General features: G+C 68.5%; 13 protein-coding genes. 11 read left to right on the forward strand and 2 right to left on the reverse strand.

Features of this window, described 5'->3' with window-relative positions:
- The first annotated feature begins 74 nt into the window (after nt 1-74).
- Together AC1DCT_RS00860 and clpX are read left to right on the forward strand one after the other, a co-directional pair.
- Nucleotides 75-1,460 carry an FG-GAP repeat domain-containing protein gene (locus AC1DCT_RS00860; RefSeq protein WP_477426993.1) on the forward strand — a complete coding sequence of 462 codons (1,386 nt, stop codon included), beginning with the start codon at nt 75-77 and terminating at the stop codon, nt 1,458-1,460.
- 163 nt (nt 1,461-1,623) lie between these two features.
- Nucleotides 1,624-2,892: an ATP-dependent Clp protease ATP-binding subunit ClpX gene (clpX, locus tag AC1DCT_RS00865; protein ID WP_440731507.1), complete on the forward strand. Its 1,269-nt coding sequence runs from the start codon at nt 1,624-1,626 to the stop codon at nt 2,890-2,892.
- Nucleotides 2,893-2,940: 48 nt separating this feature from the next.
- On the opposite strand, the gene AC1DCT_RS00870 is transcribed toward clpX, so the two are convergent.
- Nucleotides 2,941-4,992, reverse strand: coding sequence for a M3 family metallopeptidase (locus tag AC1DCT_RS00870; protein WP_477426995.1), 2,052 nt, complete (start codon nt 4,990-4,992; stop codon nt 2,941-2,943).
- A gap of 123 nt (nt 4,993-5,115) precedes the next feature.
- On the opposite strand from AC1DCT_RS00870, the gene AC1DCT_RS00875 reads away from it, so the two are divergent.
- Genes AC1DCT_RS00875 through AC1DCT_RS00900 form a run of 6 tightly spaced genes read left to right on the forward strand, consistent with a single transcriptional unit; the run spans nt 5,116 to nt 12,908 of the window.
- A complete protein-coding gene (locus tag AC1DCT_RS00875) occupies nt 5,116-7,473 on the forward strand; it encodes an ROK family protein (protein ID WP_477426997.1) in 2,358 nt (785 codons plus the stop codon).
- A complete protein-coding gene (locus tag AC1DCT_RS00880) occupies nt 7,473-8,399 on the forward strand; it encodes an ABC transporter permease (RefSeq protein WP_440731510.1) in 927 nt (308 codons plus the stop codon). The genes AC1DCT_RS00875 and AC1DCT_RS00880 overlap by 1 nt, the downstream gene beginning before the upstream one ends.
- Nucleotides 8,392-9,297 carry an ABC transporter permease gene (locus AC1DCT_RS00885; protein WP_441975712.1) on the forward strand — a complete coding sequence of 302 codons (906 nt, stop codon included), beginning with the start codon at nt 8,392-8,394 and terminating at the stop codon, nt 9,295-9,297. The genes AC1DCT_RS00880 and AC1DCT_RS00885 overlap by 8 nt, the downstream gene beginning before the upstream one ends.
- The gene (locus tag AC1DCT_RS00890; protein WP_477229240.1) at nt 9,294-10,295 is read left to right on the forward strand and encodes an ABC transporter ATP-binding protein; all 1,002 of its coding nucleotides are present in this window, start codon (nt 9,294-9,296) and stop codon (nt 10,293-10,295) included. Before AC1DCT_RS00885 ends, AC1DCT_RS00890 begins: the two co-directional genes overlap by 4 nt.
- Nucleotides 10,276-11,322 carry an ABC transporter ATP-binding protein gene (locus AC1DCT_RS00895; protein ID WP_477426999.1) on the forward strand — a complete coding sequence of 349 codons (1,047 nt, stop codon included), beginning with the start codon at nt 10,276-10,278 and terminating at the stop codon, nt 11,320-11,322. Before AC1DCT_RS00890 ends, AC1DCT_RS00895 begins: the two co-directional genes overlap by 20 nt.
- Nucleotides 11,319-12,908, forward strand: coding sequence for an ABC transporter substrate-binding protein (locus AC1DCT_RS00900; protein ID WP_477427001.1), 1,590 nt, complete (start codon nt 11,319-11,321; stop codon nt 12,906-12,908). Before AC1DCT_RS00895 ends, AC1DCT_RS00900 begins: the two co-directional genes overlap by 4 nt.
- 114 nt (nt 12,909-13,022) lie before the next feature.
- Here AC1DCT_RS00900 and AC1DCT_RS00905 read toward each other — a convergent pair whose 3' ends face one another.
- A complete protein-coding gene (locus AC1DCT_RS00905) occupies nt 13,023-13,925 on the reverse strand; it encodes a LysR family transcriptional regulator (protein ID WP_477427003.1) in 903 nt (300 codons plus the stop codon).
- Between the two features lie 87 nt (nt 13,926-14,012).
- Here AC1DCT_RS00905 and tdh point away from each other — a divergent pair, with 87 nt between their 5' ends.
- The 3 genes from tdh (at nt 14,013) to AC1DCT_RS00920 (ending at nt 17,592) form a co-directional block, all read left to right on the forward strand.
- Nucleotides 14,013-15,056 carry an L-threonine 3-dehydrogenase gene (gene tdh / locus AC1DCT_RS00910; protein ID WP_477427004.1) on the forward strand — a complete coding sequence of 348 codons (1,044 nt, stop codon included), beginning with the start codon at nt 14,013-14,015 and terminating at the stop codon, nt 15,054-15,056.
- Nucleotides 15,057-15,065: 9 nt separating this feature from the next.
- Nucleotides 15,066-16,241, forward strand: coding sequence for a glycine C-acetyltransferase (locus tag AC1DCT_RS00915; protein WP_477427006.1), 1,176 nt, complete (start codon nt 15,066-15,068; stop codon nt 16,239-16,241).
- A gap of 160 nt (nt 16,242-16,401) precedes the next feature.
- Complete coding sequence (locus tag AC1DCT_RS00920) at nt 16,402-17,592, forward strand: class I SAM-dependent methyltransferase (protein WP_477427008.1); 1,191 nt, start codon at nt 16,402-16,404, stop codon at nt 17,590-17,592.
- Nucleotides 17,593-17,620 lie beyond the last annotated feature (28 nt).

Here is a 17,620-nt window from a genome sequence, read left to right on the forward strand (position 1 = left end):
TGATTCCGACGCACATCGATGACGGCCAAACTCCAGCGGCACCCAGCGCAAGCCGTTCCCAATATATTGAACGGGTGGAGCGACTCGTGCAGCGGAGATCATGGCGGCGGCTGACCCTGGCGGTTCTCGGCGCGGCGCTTGTCGCGACCGCGTCACTGCTGCCGACGAGCACCGCCTCGGCGACCGCGCCCCCGCCCGCGTCGCAGACGCTCGCGCAGCAGCTGGTCAACAGTGGCTTGCTCAGCGGGAACCCCGAACCCATGGCGCAGATCCAGGGGTATGCCAGCGGCACCCTGCAGTCCCACGTCATCGGCGGCCAAGTCCGCGACTGCATCATCGACCCGGTGATCCTGCAGGCGCTCAAGACGACGATCGTCGACAGGAAGTTCTCGCTGTATGTTGCCTCTCTGAACAGGTTCTGCACCGGCGAGCTCAGTGCGATCGGGACGAGCGGATACCACTGGCGCAACGGCGGCGGCCACGCCGTGGACATCTCACGCGTCAACGGCGTCGCATCGACCGGCGGGACGCAGCAGGATCTCGCGCTGATCAACTCCATGTTCACCGCGCTCCCGGCACCCGCCGGACTCGGGCAGTATCAGTGCCGCAGCCGCCTCGCCGTCCCCGCGCAGTGGACGCAGTTCGACGACTCCTGCGATCACAATCATTTCGAGTACCGCGGGAGCGTTGGATCACTGCCGCCCAACGGCCCCTTCGACCTCAACGGTGACATGAAGTCGGATCTGCTCGGTGTGCGCAACGACGGCTATCTCGTCGAGTATCTGAGCTACGGACCGGTCGGAACGACGTGGTTGATGGGGAACACCCTCGGCAACGGCTGGGAGACGACCTCTGCGATCGTTCACGGTGATTTCAACGGCGACGGGGCGGGGGACCTGCTCCAGACACGCACCAACGGGAACCTGTTCTACTACGCAGGCGACGCATCGAGCCACTACAGCGGCGCCCTGGTCGGATCGGGATGGACGTCGGACTACAGCCTGCTGGCGGGGGGAGTGGACTTCACGGGTGACGGCCGCGCCGATCTCGTGACCCGCGGGCCCGCCGGTGTGCTGTACGCCTACCCCGGGTTGGGGGATGGGCGGTTCGGCGGGCGCGTCCAGATCGGTTCCGGCTGGTCGATCATGACGGCACTCGTCACGGGGGACTTCGACAACAACGGGCGTGGCGACCTGATCGCGCGTGACTGGACTGGCGCCCTGTGGGCCTACTACGGCACAGGGAGCGGATTCACAGCGGGTCAGAGGATCGGCTCGGGATGGAACGTCTTCTCGACGATCACGGGCGCAGGCGACTACGACGGGGACGGCAACGCCGACATCATCGGCCGTAGCGGAACTGATCAATCGTTGTGGCTCTACAGAGGGACGGGCTCGGGCACGATCGGCTCGTATCAGCAGATCGGCAACGGCTGGGGTGGATTCCCGTTCATCAGCTGACGCACCGCACGAGGCGTTCGCGGTGGGCGGAGCGATGCGGCGCCGGGGGATCCGTGGCGATGCGGCCGGATGTCGGATGCAGCAGTTAGGCTCGAACAGCGGCATCAACGCCCCGTGATCGCATTCGCTGCGATCGTGGACCACGTCTCGAAGGAGGACGCACATGGCACGCATCGGTGAGAGCGCCGACCTGTTCAAGTGCTCGTTCTGCGGCAAGAGTCAGAAGCAGGTTCAGCAGCTCATCGCCGGTCCCGGCGTGTACATCTGCGACGAGTGCGTCGAGCTCTGCAACGAGATCATCGAAGAGCGCATGGCCGAATCCGCGAACGGCGAGGTCGCCGAGTTCGATCTGCCCAAGCCTCGAGAGATCTTCTCCTTCCTCGAGGAGTACGTGGTAGGTCAGGAGCCGGCCAAGAAGGCGCTCGCGGTGGCGGTCTACAACCACTACAAGCGGGTTCGAGCCCGTGGCACACTGCAGCCGGCGGAGCAGAAGGCCGAAGACATCGAGATCGCCAAGAGCAACATCTTGATGATCGGCCCGACCGGCTGCGGCAAGACCTACCTCGCGCAGACCCTCGCGAAGCGACTGAACGTGCCGTTCGCGGTCGCCGACGCCACCGCGCTCACCGAGGCGGGCTACGTCGGCGAGGATGTGGAGAACATCCTGCTCAAACTGATCCAGGCCGCGGACTACGACGTCAAGCGCGCTGAGCAGGGCATCATCTACATCGACGAGATCGACAAGATCGCGCGCAAGGCCGAGAACCCGTCGATCACTCGCGACGTCTCGGGTGAGGGCGTGCAGCAGGCGCTGCTGAAGATCCTCGAGGGCACGGTCGCGTCGGTGCCGCCGCAGGGCGGTCGCAAGCACCCGCACCAGGAGTTCCTGCAGATCGACACCACGAACGTGTTGTTCATCGTCGCCGGGGCCTTCGCGGGCCTCGAGGACATCGTCTCCTCCCGCGTCGGCAAGCATGGCGTCGGATTCGGCGCCCCGCTGCATGACAAGGGCAAGGATCTCGATCTGTTCAGCGAGGTGCTCCCGGAGGATCTGCACAAGTTCGGTCTCATCCCCGAGTTCATCGGCCGGCTGCCGGTCGTCGCCTCGGTCTCGCCGCTCGACCAGGCTGCCCTCATTGACATCCTCACCGGGCCGCGCAACGCACTGGTCAAGCAGTACCAGCGCATGTTCCAGCTCGACGGGGTGGAGCTGGAGTTCGAGGACGATGCTCTGCAGTCGATCGCTGACCTCGCCGTGCTGCGCAAGACCGGCGCGCGCGGGCTCCGGGCGATCCTGGAGGACGTGCTCGGACCGATCATGTTCGAGATCCCGTCCGAGGAGGACGTGCAGAAGGTCGTCGTGACCCGCGCCGCGGTCGACGAAGGCGCGCCGCCCACGCTGGTGCTGGCACGCAAGCGCAAGAGCGCCTGAGCCGCGCTGTCGGCAGAGCGCCGGAGCGTTCCGCCGACAGCGCTGCCGTCAGCGATCCAGCCCGCGGCGCTTGAGCAGCGGCGCGATCTCCGCATCGCGGCCGCGGAAGTCGCGGTAGGCCTCGAGCGGATCCTTCGACCCGCCGACACCCAACAGGCGCCGTCGGAAGCGCTCCCCGTTCTCCCTGGTCAGCCCTCCATTGTCGCGGAACCACTCCACGGTGTCGGCATCGAGCACTTCGCTCCAGATGTACGAGTAGTAGCCGGCGCTGTAGCCGCCGGAGAACACGTGTGCGAAGTACGCCGAGGAGTATCTGGTGGGCACGGCCGGATCGTGCAGCCCGATGTCTGCGAGAGCCGCGGCCTCGAACGCTGCGACGTCATCGATCGAGTCGCCCACAGCCAGCGCGTGCAGCGCCTGGTCGAGCCAGGCCGCGGCGAGGTATTCGCTGGTCTCGAAGCCCTGGTTGAAGGCCTCCGTGGCCTGCAGGCGCTCGACGAGACCGACCGGGAGCGGCTCGCCGGTCTCGTGATGCCGTGCGTATTCGCCGACGATCTCCGGCCAGAGCATCCACATCTCGTTGACCTGACTGGGGAATTCGACGAAGTCGCGGAACACGTTGGTGCCGGAGAAGTGCGGGTACGTGACGTCGGAGAAGAGCCCGTGCAGTGCGTGGCCGAACTCGTGGAACAGGGTGTTGACCTCGTCCAGCGTGAGCAGCGTCGGCTCCCCGTCGGCGGGCTTCGCCACGTTGAGGTTGTTCGCGACGACGGGCAACGTGCCGCGCAGCGCGGATTGGCTGACGATCGGATTCATCCACGCGCCGCCGCGCTTGCTGTCGCGCGTGTACAGATCCAGCACGAAGAGCCCGAGCGCCGACCCGTCCTCCTGGAACACCTCGAACGTGCGCGCGCCCGGGTGGTAGACGGGCAGCTCAGGGCGCTCGGTGAACGAGAGCCCGTACAGCCGGCCGGCGGCGGCGAACACGCCGTCGCGCAGAACGCTCTCCGACTCGAACCATGGGCGCAGCGCCGCGGTGTCGATCTCGTACTGCGCGGTGCGCAGCTTCTCGGTGTAGAAGGCCCAGTCGTGCGCCTCCAGGGGGAACGGCTCGGACTCGGTGTCGTCGATGAGGCGTTGCAGGGCCGCTCGCTCCGCCGTCGCGTTGCGTGCGGCCGGTGCGGCGAGGTCGCGCAGCATGCGCTCTACGGCCTCAGGAGTACCCGCGGTCTCGTCAGCGGTCACGGCGGCCGCGTGGGAGGGATAGCCGAGCAGGTCCGCGCGTTCGGCGCGGAGACGCACGATCTCGGCGAGGACGCCGCGGTTGTCGTGCTCGCCGCCGCGCGCCCCGCGGGAGCGCGACGCTTCCATGATGCGACGGCGGCTCTCGCGGTTCGTGAGCGCGCCCAGGGTCGGGTGGCCGGTGAAGAGCGGGAGGGTGAGCAGATGCTTGCCCTCGAGCCCGCGCTCGGTGGCGGCTCGGGCAGCGGCTGACAGCTCTCCCGCGCTCAGTCCGTCGAGCTCGGCGGCGTCGTCGAAGAGCACGGCCAGCTCGTTCGTATCGGCGAGCAGGTTTCGCTCGAATGCGGTGCTGAGCGCGGAGATCCGCTGGTTCAGCTCGGTGAGCCGGGCTTTCGCATCGTCGTCGAGCGCCGCACCGGCCAAGGTCATCTCGCGATGCCAGCGCTCGACGAGGCGGTGCTGCTCCGGATCCAGAGAGAGGGTGTCGAGCTGGTCGTGCAGCTGCGTGATGCGCCAGTACAGCGCGGAGTCGAGCAGGATCGCATCCTGGTGAGCCGCCATCAGCGGGGCGAGCTCTTCATCGATCGCCTGGATCTCGGCCGTCGCATCGGCGGAGCTCACGGTGTAGAACGCGTGCGAGGTCCGGTCCAGCAGCTCTCCGCTGCGCTCCAGCGCGACCATCGTGTTCTCGAAGCTCGGCATCGACCGCACCATCGTGATCCGGCGGACCTCGGCGAGCTGCTCCTCGAAACCGCGCCGGAACGCGGGGAGATAGTGCTCCGCACGGATCCGTTCGTAGTCGGGCAGCGCGTAGGGGAGGGCGGAGGGGGTGAGCAGCGGGTTGGTCTCGACCGTCATGCTCCGAGCCTAGGAGTCGATCGCGAGTCAGGGTGGATTGCCTTGACACGACACGAACTCGTCGGATATCAATGACGAAAGCACTTTCATAATGCTTATCAAGTTGGTTCCGAAAGGCCGATGATGTCCACGACTGATCCACGCCTCGTCGCCCAGTGCCTGACCGCGCTGCGTGAGCACGACGGCGCCACCATCTCGGACCTCGCGGAGTCCACCGGCCTGTCTCGGCCGACGGTCACCGCGGCGCTCGCCGAGCTCAAGGACGCAGGGCTCGTGGTGGAGCATGAGGCCCGCGCGTCCGCGGGGCGCCCGGCCCGCTCGTATTCCCTGATCCTCGGAGCTCAGGTCGTCGTCGGTGTCGATCTGACCCGCAGCGGGGTGCGGATGCTGGTCGCCGACCGGTCTGGCCGGGTCCTCGGCGTGCAGAGCTCGGAGCTCGCACCGCCGACGACCGCTCAGCCCGGTCTCGCCCCATTGCGCGCCCTTCTCGTCCAGACCCTGGAGCGCGCCGGCCGCCGGCTCTCGGACGTCGCTGCGATCGGCGTGGCCGCTGCCGGCCTTCTCGACGAAGACGGCATCGTGATCTCCTCGCCTCAGGTCGCGTCGTGGCACGGGGCCCACCTCGGGACGCTGCTCACCGAGGCGTTCGGGATCCCGGTCGTCGTGGACAACGACCTCTCCCTCGCGGCAGAGGCGGAGTCCCGCTCCGGCGCGCTCCGCGACGCCGACACGGGCGTCTACGCGCTCACCTGGCACCACGTCTCCGCCCGGGTCACGGCCGCCGGACACGTCGTGCGCGGCCGCCGCGGGCGCGCCGGAGAGGTCGGCATGCTCCGCGCGTTCAGCGATGTGGAGATCCCGAAGGGGACTCTGCTCGAGGCCGTTCCCGTCGTCGGCGCTGAGCTGCGCCGCCTGCGCGATGACCCGGCCGACACCCGCGGGCTCGAGGCTCTGCGCAGCCTGAGCGCGGCGATGTCGCCGGCGATGGCGGCGCTGATCCTGACCGTCGACCCCGAGGTGATCGTGCTCGGCGGGGAACTCGCCGAGTTCGCGGACCTCATCGCGGCTCCGCTCGAGGAGAACGTGCGCACCGCCGTCATGGGGATCGACACCGGCACGCGTCTCATCCGCGGAGGTGAACTCGGCGTCGACGCCGCGGCGATCGGCGCCCTCGGGCTCGCGTTCCAGCGACACGCCGCACGTATCTACGGCTTCGAGGGCGTGACCGCCCCGGCCATCACGACCAGCAACGAGAGGGACGACATGGTGCAGCAGGACGCGACAGGGCAGACCACCGCCTTCCGGGCGGCGGTGATCGGCGTTGGTGCGCGTGCGGGCGTGGCCCTCCACGTCGAGGCAGCGGGCGGCACGGTGGTCGCGGCGGTGGATCCTGCTCCGCAGACGCACGCGAGGGCGGCCAGGCTGTTCGGCGACATCCCGGTGTTCGCCTCGGTCGCCGACATGCTCGCCTCGGGGATCGCGATCGACGGCGCGTTCATCACCTCGCCCGATTTCACGCACGCCGAGGTGTCGATCGAACTGCTCGAGGGCGGCGTGCCGGTCTACGTGGAGAAGCCGCTCGCGATCTCTATCGAGGACGCGGACCGGATCCTGGAGACCGCGTATCGCACGGGATCGAAGCTCTATGTGGGCCACAACATGCGGCACATGCAGGTGGTCCGGATGATGAAGGACGTCATCGACCGTGGCGAGATCGGCGAGGTCAAGGCGATCTGGTGCCGTCACTTCGTCGGCCACGGCGGCGACTACTACTTCAAGGACTGGCATGCCGAGCGCGACAAGGCGATGAGCCTGCTTCTGCAGAAGGGCGCCCACGACATCGACGTCATGCACTGGCTGGCCGGCACATCGTCGCGCACGGTGGTCGGCGTCGGGGACCTCGCCGTCTACGGGCAGGTGGATTCGCGTCGGGACAACTCGGACCGGCGGATGGGCGACTGGTTCTCGATGGCGAACTGGCCGCCGCTCGCCCAGCAGGATCTCAACCCGGTGATCGATGTCGAGGACATCTCGATGATCATGATGCGCACCGACTCGGGGGTGCTGATGAGCTATCAGCAGTGCCATTTCACCCCGGACTACTGGCGCAACTACACGGTGATCGGCACCGAGGGGCGGATCGAGAACTTCGACGACGGCACCGGCGGTGAGATCCGGGTGTGGAACGCGCGCAGCGACTACCTCGAGAAGGGGCATGTCCGCTATCCGATCCAGGACGGCGGCGACGGCGGGCACGGGGGAGCGGATCCGCTCACCGTGGCCGAGTTCGTCGAGTTCGTGCGCTCCGGCACCCCGACCGACACGAACCCGCTCGCGGCCCGCGACGCCGTCGCCGCCGGGGTCGCCGGCGCCCTCTCCATCCGATCCGGGTCCCAGCCGCAGCAGATCCCCGCTGTGCCCGACGAGATGATCGCCTACTTCACGGCCCACCAGCCGGCACGCGAGTCCGCGAGGCACTGATGCTCCGGTACAGCCTGCGGCGGATCCTGCTGATGATCCCCACCCTCATCGGCTCGACCTTCCTGGTGTACTTCCTCGTCTTCCTCGTCCCAGGGGATCCGGTACTGGCGCTCGCGGGGGAGAAGCGACTGTCGCCCTCGACGATCGCCTCGATCCGCGCCCAGTACAACCTGGACGATCCGTTCCTCGTGCAGTACGGCAAGTACCTGATGAATGTGCTGCACGGCGACTTCGGCCGTGACTTCAACGGCAACGCGGTCTCCACTCTCATCGCGACGGCACTGCCCTACACTCTCGTGCTGGCACTGTCCGCGTTCCTGCTGAAGATCGCCATCGGGGTGTGCCTGGGTGTCTGGGCGGGGCTGCGCCAGGGCAGGCTGCCGGACAAGTTCAACCTCTTCTTCACGATCTTCTTCCTGGCCGTGCCCGGCTTCATCATCGCCTACTTCTCGCAGTACGTCTTCGGCATAAAGCTGCATTGGCTGCCGATATCCGGGGTGCGGCTCGGGTTCCCGATCGCCTTCATCCTGCCGGCGGTCGTGCTGGCGCTGGAGACCGCTTCGCCGCTCGCGCGGCTGACGCGCACGAGCCTCGTCGACGTGCTGCGGTCTGACTTCATCGTGACCGCGACCGCGAAGGGACTCCCGCCACGGCGGATCATGTGGGTGCACGCCCTGCGCAACGCGTTCATGCCCGTCGTCACCTATCTCGGGCTGAGCCTGGCGAGCCTGCTCGGCGGATCCGTGCTCATCGAGACCATCTTCAACCTGCCCGGCCTCGGCGGCACACTGTCCCGTGCCATCGAGACGCAGAACGGGCCGGTGGTGGTCGGGGTCTCGGTGTTCCTGCTGCTCTTCTACCTGGTCTGCGCGCTCGTCGTCGACCTGCTGTATCCGATCATCGACCCGAGGGTGCGTCATGTCTGATCCCGCAGCGCGCGAATCCACGATGGCGCTGCTCACCGCGCGCATGCGTCGCGCCCGCCCGCGCAGCGGCCTGCACGCGCTCTGGCGCAAGCCGTTCTTCCTCGTCGCGGTCGCGATCATCCTCGTGGTGACCTCGATGGCGCTCTTCCCCGCGCTGTTCACGCCCCTGGATCCGCGCTCCTGCAGCCTCGCGATGTCGCGGGTGGGTCCGCAGCCGGGCCACATCATGGGCTTCGACATCCAGGGCTGCGACTACTGGACGAACATCGTCTACGGCGCGCGCACGTCCTTGGAGGTCGGGGTGCTTACCGCCGTGATCAGCTTCACGATCGCACTCGTGGCAGGCGCGCTCGCCGGCTACTTCGGCGGCGTGGTCGACTCCGTGCTGTCCTGGATCTCGAACGTCATCCTGGGCATCCCCGTCGGGATCGCGAGCCTCGTCATCCTGTATCAGTTCCGCTCCCGCACGGTCTGGACGATCGTCTTCGTGCTCGTGCTGTTCAGCTGGGCAGGGACGATGCGGTACATGCGCGGCTCGGTGCTGCAGGTCAAGAGCCTCGAATACATCCAGGCGGCGCGGGGTCTGGGTGTCGGTCCGTGGCGGATCCTGCGCGCCCACGTCGTGCCGAACGCGGTGACCCCGCTCATCGTGATGAGCACGCTCTCGATCGGCGCGGGCATGACCGCCGAGGCGGGCTTCTCCATCCTCGGCGTCGGCCTCAAGCTGCCCGCGTTCTCGTGGGGACTGCAGATCGCGACCGCCAGCCAGGACGGCAACTGGCAGATCGCCCCGCTCCTGATGCTGTTCCCCGCGACCATGCTGGGGCTCACCACACTGGCCTTCGTCGTTCTCGGCGAGAACCTGCGCGATGCCCTCGACCCGAAGGGCCGCCGATGACCGCGCTGCTCGAGGTGCAGAGCCTCTCTCTGGAATTCCGCGGATCCCGCGGCACCGCACCGATCACGGCGCTGCAAGACGTGAGCTTCACACTCGACCGCGGTGAGACGCTCGCGGTTCTGGGTGAGTCCGGCTCCGGCAAGAGCATCACGGCCAAGGCGGTGATGGGGATCCTGCCGAAGCCCGCCGCACTGGTGACCGGGGGTCGGATCCTCTTCGACGGCACGGACCTGCTCTCCCTGTCCGCCGCCCGTCTGCGCGCGGTGCAGGGCGCGCGCGTCGCGATGGTGTTCCAGGACGCGCTGAGCGCGCTCAACCCGGTGCAGACCGTGTCGACGCAGATCGCCGAGCTGTACCGGGTGCATCGCGGGCTCGGACGCCGTGAGGCGAAGGAGCGCGCGATCGAGATGATGCGGGCCGTGCGCATCCCCGACGCCGCGAACCGTGCGGATCACTACCCGTTCCAGTTCTCCGGTGGCATGCGCCAGCGCATCATGATCGCGATGGCTCTTGCGCTCGATCCGGACGTCCTCATCGCCGATGAGCCGACCACCGCCCTGGACGCCACCGTGCAGGCCCAGATCCTCGAGCTTCTCGCCGAGGTCACCGCGGAGCGGCACATGGCACTGATGATGATCACCCACGATCTGGGGGTGGCGGGTCAGCTCGCCGACCGCGCGCTCGTGATGTACGCGGGGCGGGTGGCCGAGTACGGACCGATCGACGAGGTCTTCGATCGGCCGGCCCACCCGTACACCCGGGGCCTGCTCGGTTCCATCCCGGGTGCGGCGCACCGTGGTCAGGATCTGCCGACGATCCCCGGCCTTCCGCCCGACATCGCCCGCCGTCCGCCGGGGTGCAGCTTCAACCCGCGTTGCGCCTACGCGACCGGGGAGTGCGCGTCGATCGATCCGCCGCTCGTGGCCTTCGCATCGGGTCGCGCCGCCGCGTGCCACCATCTCGAGGAGGTGCTCTCCGATGTCCCTGTTGGAGCTTGAGGGCGTCCGCCGGCACTACCGGCAGAAGAAGACGATGTTCGCCGCGGCAGGGCACTCGCCGGTCCGCGCGGTGGACGGTGTCGACTTCCGGGTGGAACAGGGGGAGACGGTCGGCCTGGTCGGCGAGTCCGGCTGCGGCAAGTCCACCCTGGCCCGGATCATCTGCGGGCTGGAGGCGCCGAGCGAAGGGGCTGTGCGCTGGAACGGCACCGACGTCGTCGCGATGCGTCCGTCCGAACGGGCGCGGATCCTGCATCGCGAGGTGCAGATGGTCTTCCAGGATCCGCATGCCTCGCTCGATCCGCGACGCTCGATCGGACAGTCGATCGCAGAGGGCATCGAGACGCACCGGCTGCTTCCCGCGTCGCGCATCGACGGGCGGGTACGAGAGCTGCTGGCGCAGGTGGGACTGAATCCGGACCATGCGCAGCGCTATCCGCACGAGTTCTCGGGCGGTCAGCTGCAGCGGGTCGGCATCGCGCGCGCGCTCGCCGTGGAGCCTCGGCTCCTGGTCTGCGACGAGCCGGTCTCGGCCCTGGACATCTCCGTGCGCGCGCAAGTGCTCAACCTGCTGAACCGGCTGAAGTGCGAGCTGGGACTGTCGATGGTGTTCATCGCGCACGACCTCGACGTCGTGCAGCACATGTCGGACCGGATCGTGACGATGTACCTCGGCAAGGTCGTGGAATCCGGCGATGGCGACGACGTATACGACCGCACCGCGCATCCGTACACGAGGGCGTTGCTCTCCGCGATCCCGCGCAAGCTCGCACCCGATGAGCGGCTCGACCGGGTCGTGCTCGAGGGCGACCCGCCGTCTCCGATCAATCCGCCGCCCGGCTGCCCGTTCCACACCCGCTGCTACACCGCCATCGAGCGGTGCGCGACAGAGGTCCCCGCGCTCGCCCCGGTTCCCGGCGAGCCCGCGCGGCATCGCGCCGCCTGTCATCTCGCGGCCGAGGTGAGCCGCTCCCGTGTGGGCGCCGTCTACACCATCTCCACCCCCTCCGAAAGGAAAGAACCATGACCAGACTGACGACGCGCATCGCGGTGGGCATCGTCGCCGCCGCGGCCTGCGCGACGATGCTGACCGGGTGTCTCGGCCAGCCCTCCGGCGGCGCAGACGGCAAGACCTCGCTGGTGGCGGTGAACAACGGCGAGATCCAGCGCGTCACCGGCGCGCAGAACGCCGGGAGCCAGATCGCCATGGCGATCTGCGAGCCGCTCACCGGCATCGAGGACGACGGGTCGATCTTCATGCGCGGCGCGGCATCCGTCGAGAGCAAGGACCAGACCACCTGGACCGTGAAAGTCGCGAAGGGGCACACCTTCTCGGATGGCACGAAGATCGACGCGAAGACCTACGTCGACACCTTCGACTTCGTGGCGAACGGCGCCAACGCGATGCCGTCCAACTTCGCATACGAGCAGATCCAGGGGTATGACGAACTGAACCCCGCCGAGGGCGAGCCGACGGTCACCGAGCTGTCCGGGCTCAAGCTCGTGGACGACGATACGTTCACGCTGACGATGAAGTCGCCGAACAACGACGTGCCCTATCTCCTCTCGATGCTCTCGTTCTGCCCGATGCCCGAGAGCGCGTTCAAGGATCCGGTCGCCTACGACAAGAAGCCGATCGGCAACGGCGTGTACACGCTGAAGTCGCTCGACCCTCAGGTCGAGGCAGTGCTGAGGAAGGACCCGGGGTACAAGGGATGGGTGCCGAAGGGCGCGGCCGACACGCTCACCTTCCGCGTCTACACCGACACGAACACGGCATATCAGGACGTGGTCGCAGGCAATGCGGATGTGCTGCGCAGTCTGCCGCCCGGCCTGATCGCGCAGGGCCGCAATGCCCTCGGCAAAGAGGGGCTGACGGCGATCGACCGCAACACGCTGCAGACCTACATCGCGTGGCCGACGTACCTGGATGCGACGTATCCGGTCGAGGTGCGGCAGGCGTTCTCGATGATCGTGAACCGGGAGAGCATCTCGAAGGACCTCTTCAAGGGCGCGACCCTGCCGGCCACTTCGCTCATGCCGAACTCGGTCTCGGCCTATCGTGAGGGCGCTTGCGGGGAGTACTGCACGTACGACCCCGACGCGGCGAAGGCGCTGCTGGCCAAGGCCGGGTTCACCGGCTCCATCCCGCTGAACTACGCCTCCAGCAGCACGACCGATGCGGCGACGGCCCTGGCGATCTCCAACTCCGCGAAGGAGATCGGCCTCGACGTCGAACCCAAGCCCGTGCCCGCGGCCACGCTCTCCGACACGATCAACAAGTACGGGCTGGACGGCCCGAGCATCCAGCTCTGGGGCTCGTCCTTCCCGCGGGCCTCGGAGTGGATCGCGTCGATCTTCGTGGACGCCAACTACCGGCTGAAGTACGACAACCCCGGGGCAGCCGAGCAGGTCAAGCAAGCGCTCGCCTCCGGCGACGAGAAGCAGGCAGATGCGCTGTGGCAGAAGGCGGAGGACGCGGTCCTCGCGGACCAGGTGCTGCAGCCGCTGTACCAGCAGGTCATGTACATCGCCCACACGACGTGCGTGACTCCGCACGCAGCGGGTGGCGACATGCAGATCTACCGCACCGAGGTCACCTGCTCGCAATGACCTGGTCGCAGTGACCTGGTCCTGCGGACTCGGATGATTCCCGGTGCGGCCGGGGTGACCATGAGGGACACCCCGGCCGCGCCGGCTCCGTGCGCCGACGTTCCAGTACGGCGCTCAGCCCGCGAGTTCCGCCATCACGCGGCTGAGCGCGTCCGCGACAAGCCGCACCGAACGACGGCGCAGGTTCTCCGGCCGCGCGAGCACGTCGATCATCCGGTTGGTGCTCACATACTGCAGGGGGCGGCGCACCACGGCGTCCGTCCCCTGGGTCGTGTAGCGCGGGAGTACACCGATCACATCGCCCGTCGCGATGACGGAGGCGGCGACGCCGTAGTCGTTGATGCGGTGCACGATCTCCGCCGGGCGATTCGTGATGGCGGAGATCGTGCGCAGCACGTCGTCGGGGGAGTAGCCCGCTCGACTGGTCACCCAGCGCTCGCCGACGACGTCGGCCGGGCGCAGCGAGGCTCGCTGCGCGAGCGGGTGATCGGGGGAGAGCGCCACATCCAGAGGCTCCGTCGCGAGCGTGAGCACGCGGATCCCGGTCTTCGGCCATGGCGGACTGTGCTCCATTCGGTGTGCCAGCACCAGGTCGTAGCGTGCGGTGAGCGCAGGGAAGTCGCTCTGCGCGACGTCCTCGTCGGTGAACCGGATCGCAGGGACCCCGGGGCCGGATCCGAGGTCGCGCAGGAGGGGTCCGAACAGCGCCTGTGCCGCACTGAGGAAGCCGCTGATCGTGACGATGCCGCCTTCCGCGGCCTCGAACTCGTCGACCGCCGAGCGCGCCGCGGCCATGGCGTCGAGCGCTGCGGCGCCGGCTTCGGCGAGAGCCTCGCCGGCCGGCGTCAGAACGAGGGTGCGGCCCTGCTTGCGGGTCAGAGGTGCTCGCACGCCGCGCTGCAGTGCGGCCAGCTGCTGGGAGACGGCGGACGGCGTCACCCGCAGAGCGTCGGCGACCGCGGTCACACTGCCGAGCGCACCGAGCTCGCGCAGGATCTGGAGCTGCTGCAGCTGCATATGTCTATTCAAGCATGTAGCGATGCTTAATGATCAGTCCAGACAGTCAGGCTTGTTCTTCACAGTCGTTCGCGGTGGGATCGAAGCATGAAGGCTCTCTACAAGGACGGCCCGCACGCGGGCCTCGCGCTCGTCGACCGGCCGGACCCCGTGGCCGGTCCCGACGAGGTGGTCATCCGAGTGCTGCGCACCGGCATCTGCGGCACCGACCTGCACATCCAGCGCTGGGACGACTGGGCCGCCTCCGCGGTGAAGGCGCCGCTCATTCCCGGCCACGAGTTCTACGGCGAGGTCGTCGAGGTCGGCCCGCTCGTCCACGACATCTCCGTCGGTGATCGGGTGTCCGGCGAGGGGCACATCGTGTGCGGCATGTGCCGCAACTGCCGTGCCGGCCGTCGGCAGATGTGCATCCGCACGATCGGGCTCGGCGTGCAACGCGACGGCGCCTACGCGGAGTACCTCACCCTGCCCGCCACGAACGTCTGGGTGCACCACTCCGACGTGACTCCCGAGCTCGGCGCGATCTTCGACCCGCTCGGCAACGCCGTGCACACCGCACTCGCGTTCCCGCTCGTCGGCGAGGACGTGCTGGTCACGGGCTGCGGGCCGATCGGGCTGATGGCGATCGCGATCGCCCGCCACGTGGGCGCGCGCTTCATCACCGCGACCGATGTGAGCGCTCCTCGGCTGGAGCTCGCCCGCGAGATGGGGGCCGACGCCGTCGTCGACGTCTCCCGTGAGGACATCGCGGACGCCCAGCGCGCACTCCGCATGCGCGAAGGCTTCGACATCGGCTTCGAGATGAGCGGGGCGCCGAGCGCGCTGCCCGCGATGATCGACAACATGAACCACGGCGGGCGGATCGCGATGCTCGGCCTGCCGACCGGCCCGTTCAGCGTGGACTGGGGCAAGATCGTCACGCACATGCTCACCGTGAAGGGCATCTACGGCCGCGAGATGTTCGAGACGTGGAACGCGATGGGTGCGATGCTGCAGACCAGCCCAGTCCTGCGCGACTCGATCACCCGCATCATCGCCGAGGTCCTCCCGGCTCGTGAGTGGGAGAAGGGCTTCGCGTCCGCCGCATCCGCGGGCACGGGCAAGATCATCCTCGACTGGACCGAACTGTAGGAGACGACGATGTACGGAGCATTCCAGCAGCACCTCGCGAGCGAACTCACCGGGATCGAGGAAGCGGGCCTCACCAAGCACGAGCGCGGGATCCGCGGTCCGCAGCGCACGGAGATCGTCGCAGACGGCGCCGAGGTGCTCAACTTCTGCGCCAACAACTACCTCGGCCTCGCGGACGACTCTCGTTTGGTCGAGGCCGCGAAGGGCGCGCTCGACGAGTGGGGCTACGGGCTGGCCAGCGTGCGCTTCATCTGCGGCACCCAGGAGCAGCACCTCGAGCTCGAGCGACGGCTGTCCGCGTTCCTCGGCACCGACGACGCGATCCTGTTCTCCTCGTGCTTCGACGCGAACGGCGGCGTCTTCGAGACCCTGTTCTCCGCCGAGGACGCGATCATCTCGGACGAGCTCAACCACGCCTCGATCATCGACGGGATCCGCCTCTCCAAGGCCCGCCGGCTGCGCTACCGCAACCGCGACATGGCCGACCTCGAAGAGCAGCTCAAGGCCGCGGCCGATGCCCGCTTCCGGGTGATCGTGACCGACGGGGTGTTCTCCATGGACGGCTACATCGCTCCGCTCGCGGACATCTGCGACCTCGCGGAGCGCTACGACGCGCTGGTCTTCGTGGACGACTCGCACGCCGTCGGCTTCATCGGCGAGCACGGTCGCGGCACGCCGGAGCTGTGCGGCGTCGAGGGCCGGGTGGATATCTACACCGGCACCTTCGGCAAGGCGCTCGGCGGCGCGAGCGGCGGCTACGTCGCCGGGCATCGCGACATCGTGGCCCTGCTTCGTCAGCGCGCCCGTCCGTACCTGTTCTCCAACACACTCGCCCCGTCGATCGTCGCGGGCACCCTGCGCGCCCTCGATCTCGTCGAGGGATCCGGATCCCTTCGCCTGCAGCTGCAGGAGAACGCCGCCCTGTTCCGCCGCCGGATGACGGAGGAGGGGTTCGACCTGCTCCCGGGCGAGCACGCGATCGTGCCGGTCATGTTCGGTGATGCCGCGTTGACCGCACGGGTCGCCGCAGAGATGCAGAAGCAGGGTGTCTACGTCACCGCCTTCAGCTTCCCCGTGGTGCCGCGCGGGCTCGCGCGCATCCGCGTGCAGCTCTCCGCGGCGCACACCCCGGAGCAGGTCGAGCGCTGCGTCGCGGCGTTCGTCGCTGCGCGCGCTGCGGCCTGATTGCGCGCGCTGCGGCCTGATCCGCCTCTGCACGCGGCCGCACGTGGAAGCTGCGGCAGGCGGGCCTCTGGACGGTGGGCGTGCAGATACGGCTCGCCCGGCTCGCAACGTTCATCGATGGGGCGGGGCCGTGTCGGCGGCCGAGGCTAGCGTCGGTGTCATGGATGCGGAGAACGTGGAGCGGCACGCACTCGTGACGGCGCTGCGGGCGCGGGGGGCGATCCGCAGCGACGCGGTGGAGCGGGCATTCCGCACGGTGCGCCGGGAGGTGTTCGTGCCCGGCGCCGCTCTCGCAGAGGTGTATGCGGACAGGACGCATGTGGTGGCGCGCGACGGAGACGACGTGGTGAGCACCGTCTCGGCGCCGTCGATCCACGCGACCATGCTGGAACGTGCGGGAATCGTCCCCGGTGCGGAGGTGCTCGAGATCGGATCGGGCGGCTGCAACGCGGCGCTCCTCGCGGAACTCGTCGCACCCGAGGGACGTGTGCGCAGCGTCGACATCGACCCCAGGGTGACGGCGAGGACCACCGATGCGCTTGCACGGCATGGCACGCCGGTCGACGTGACGGTCGAGGTCGCGGACGCCTGGTCCACGGACTGCGTCCTCGCGGATCACCGCTACGACGTCGTTCACATCACGGTCGACACCTGGACGCTTCCGCCCTGGCTGCTCGGCGCACTTCGGCCTGGTGCGCGGGTCGTGGCGCCGATGCGGCTGTGCGGGATCGGTGCGGGATTCGCCTTCACGCGGGAGGGTGATCGGCTGGTCGGGCGCGACGCATTCCCCGGCGGCTTCGTCGCCGCTCGGGGTGCGGGAGCGGTCGACGTGCATCGACAGGACGCGCGCGCCGGAGACGTCGTCTTCACCGATATCGACGGGATCGACGACGCGTGGGTCGGTGAGGCGCTCGCCCGACCCGCTGCGCCGATCAGGACGGGCGTCGAGCTCGCCCCGATGTCGCCGTTCCTGCGGTTCTTCCTGTGGCTCCTGTGCGGCGCCGAGCCTGCAGCGTCGATCTTCAGTGCGTCGCGGGGTCAGGATCCCTCGTTCCCGGGCTCGTCGTGGATGCGGACGCCGGTGTGGCTCTCGGACGACGGCTTCGCGACGGTGGACGGGGCACGACGCGCGACCGGGCCCGAGGTGGTCGTCCGTGGATTCGGTGCAGGAGGGGCGGATCTCGCGGAACGGCTGGCCTTGCGGGTCCGCGCGTGGCAGGGGAGAAGCGGCGAACCCGTACTCGAGGCGATCCCCGCGGAATCCGCCGCACGTGTTCCGCTCGTCGATCCGGCACACACGCGCGTGCTGCGGAGGGGTGCCTGGGAGTTCCGCCTGCGCTGGGAGGACTGAGGCCCGGCGCTCCGGACGCATCGAGTCG

The sequence above is a fragment of the Microbacterium sp. 10L49 genome (assembly GCF_056395125.1).

What these genes read in the sequence shown, in the direction of transcription:
- AC1DCT_RS00875 (WP_477426997.1), top strand. Translation starts at nt 5,116, where the DNA reads ATGTCCACGACTGATCCACGCCTCGTCGCCCAGTGCCTGACCGCGCTG.
- AC1DCT_RS00870 (WP_477426995.1), bottom strand. Translation starts at nt 4,992, where the DNA reads ATGACGGTCGAGACCAACCCGCTGCTCACCCCCTCCGCCCTCCCCTAC.
- AC1DCT_RS00920 (WP_477427008.1), top strand. Translation starts at nt 16,402, where the DNA reads ATGGATGCGGAGAACGTGGAGCGGCACGCACTCGTGACGGCGCTGCGG.
- AC1DCT_RS00915 (WP_477427006.1), top strand. Translation starts at nt 15,066, where the DNA reads ATGTACGGAGCATTCCAGCAGCACCTCGCGAGCGAACTCACCGGGATC.
- AC1DCT_RS00880 (WP_440731510.1), top strand. Translation starts at nt 7,473, where the DNA reads ATGCTCCGGTACAGCCTGCGGCGGATCCTGCTGATGATCCCCACCCTC.
- clpX (WP_440731507.1), top strand. Translation starts at nt 1,624, where the DNA reads ATGGCACGCATCGGTGAGAGCGCCGACCTGTTCAAGTGCTCGTTCTGC.
- AC1DCT_RS00900 (WP_477427001.1), top strand. Translation starts at nt 11,319, where the DNA reads ATGACCAGACTGACGACGCGCATCGCGGTGGGCATCGTCGCCGCCGCG.
- AC1DCT_RS00885 (WP_441975712.1), top strand. Translation starts at nt 8,392, where the DNA reads ATGTCTGATCCCGCAGCGCGCGAATCCACGATGGCGCTGCTCACCGCG.
- AC1DCT_RS00895 (WP_477426999.1), top strand. Translation starts at nt 10,276, where the DNA reads ATGTCCCTGTTGGAGCTTGAGGGCGTCCGCCGGCACTACCGGCAGAAG.
- AC1DCT_RS00890 (WP_477229240.1), top strand. Translation starts at nt 9,294, where the DNA reads ATGACCGCGCTGCTCGAGGTGCAGAGCCTCTCTCTGGAATTCCGCGGA.
- tdh (WP_477427004.1), top strand. Translation starts at nt 14,013, where the DNA reads ATGAAGGCTCTCTACAAGGACGGCCCGCACGCGGGCCTCGCGCTCGTC.
- AC1DCT_RS00905 (WP_477427003.1), bottom strand. Translation starts at nt 13,925, where the DNA reads ATGCAGCTGCAGCAGCTCCAGATCCTGCGCGAGCTCGGTGCGCTCGGC.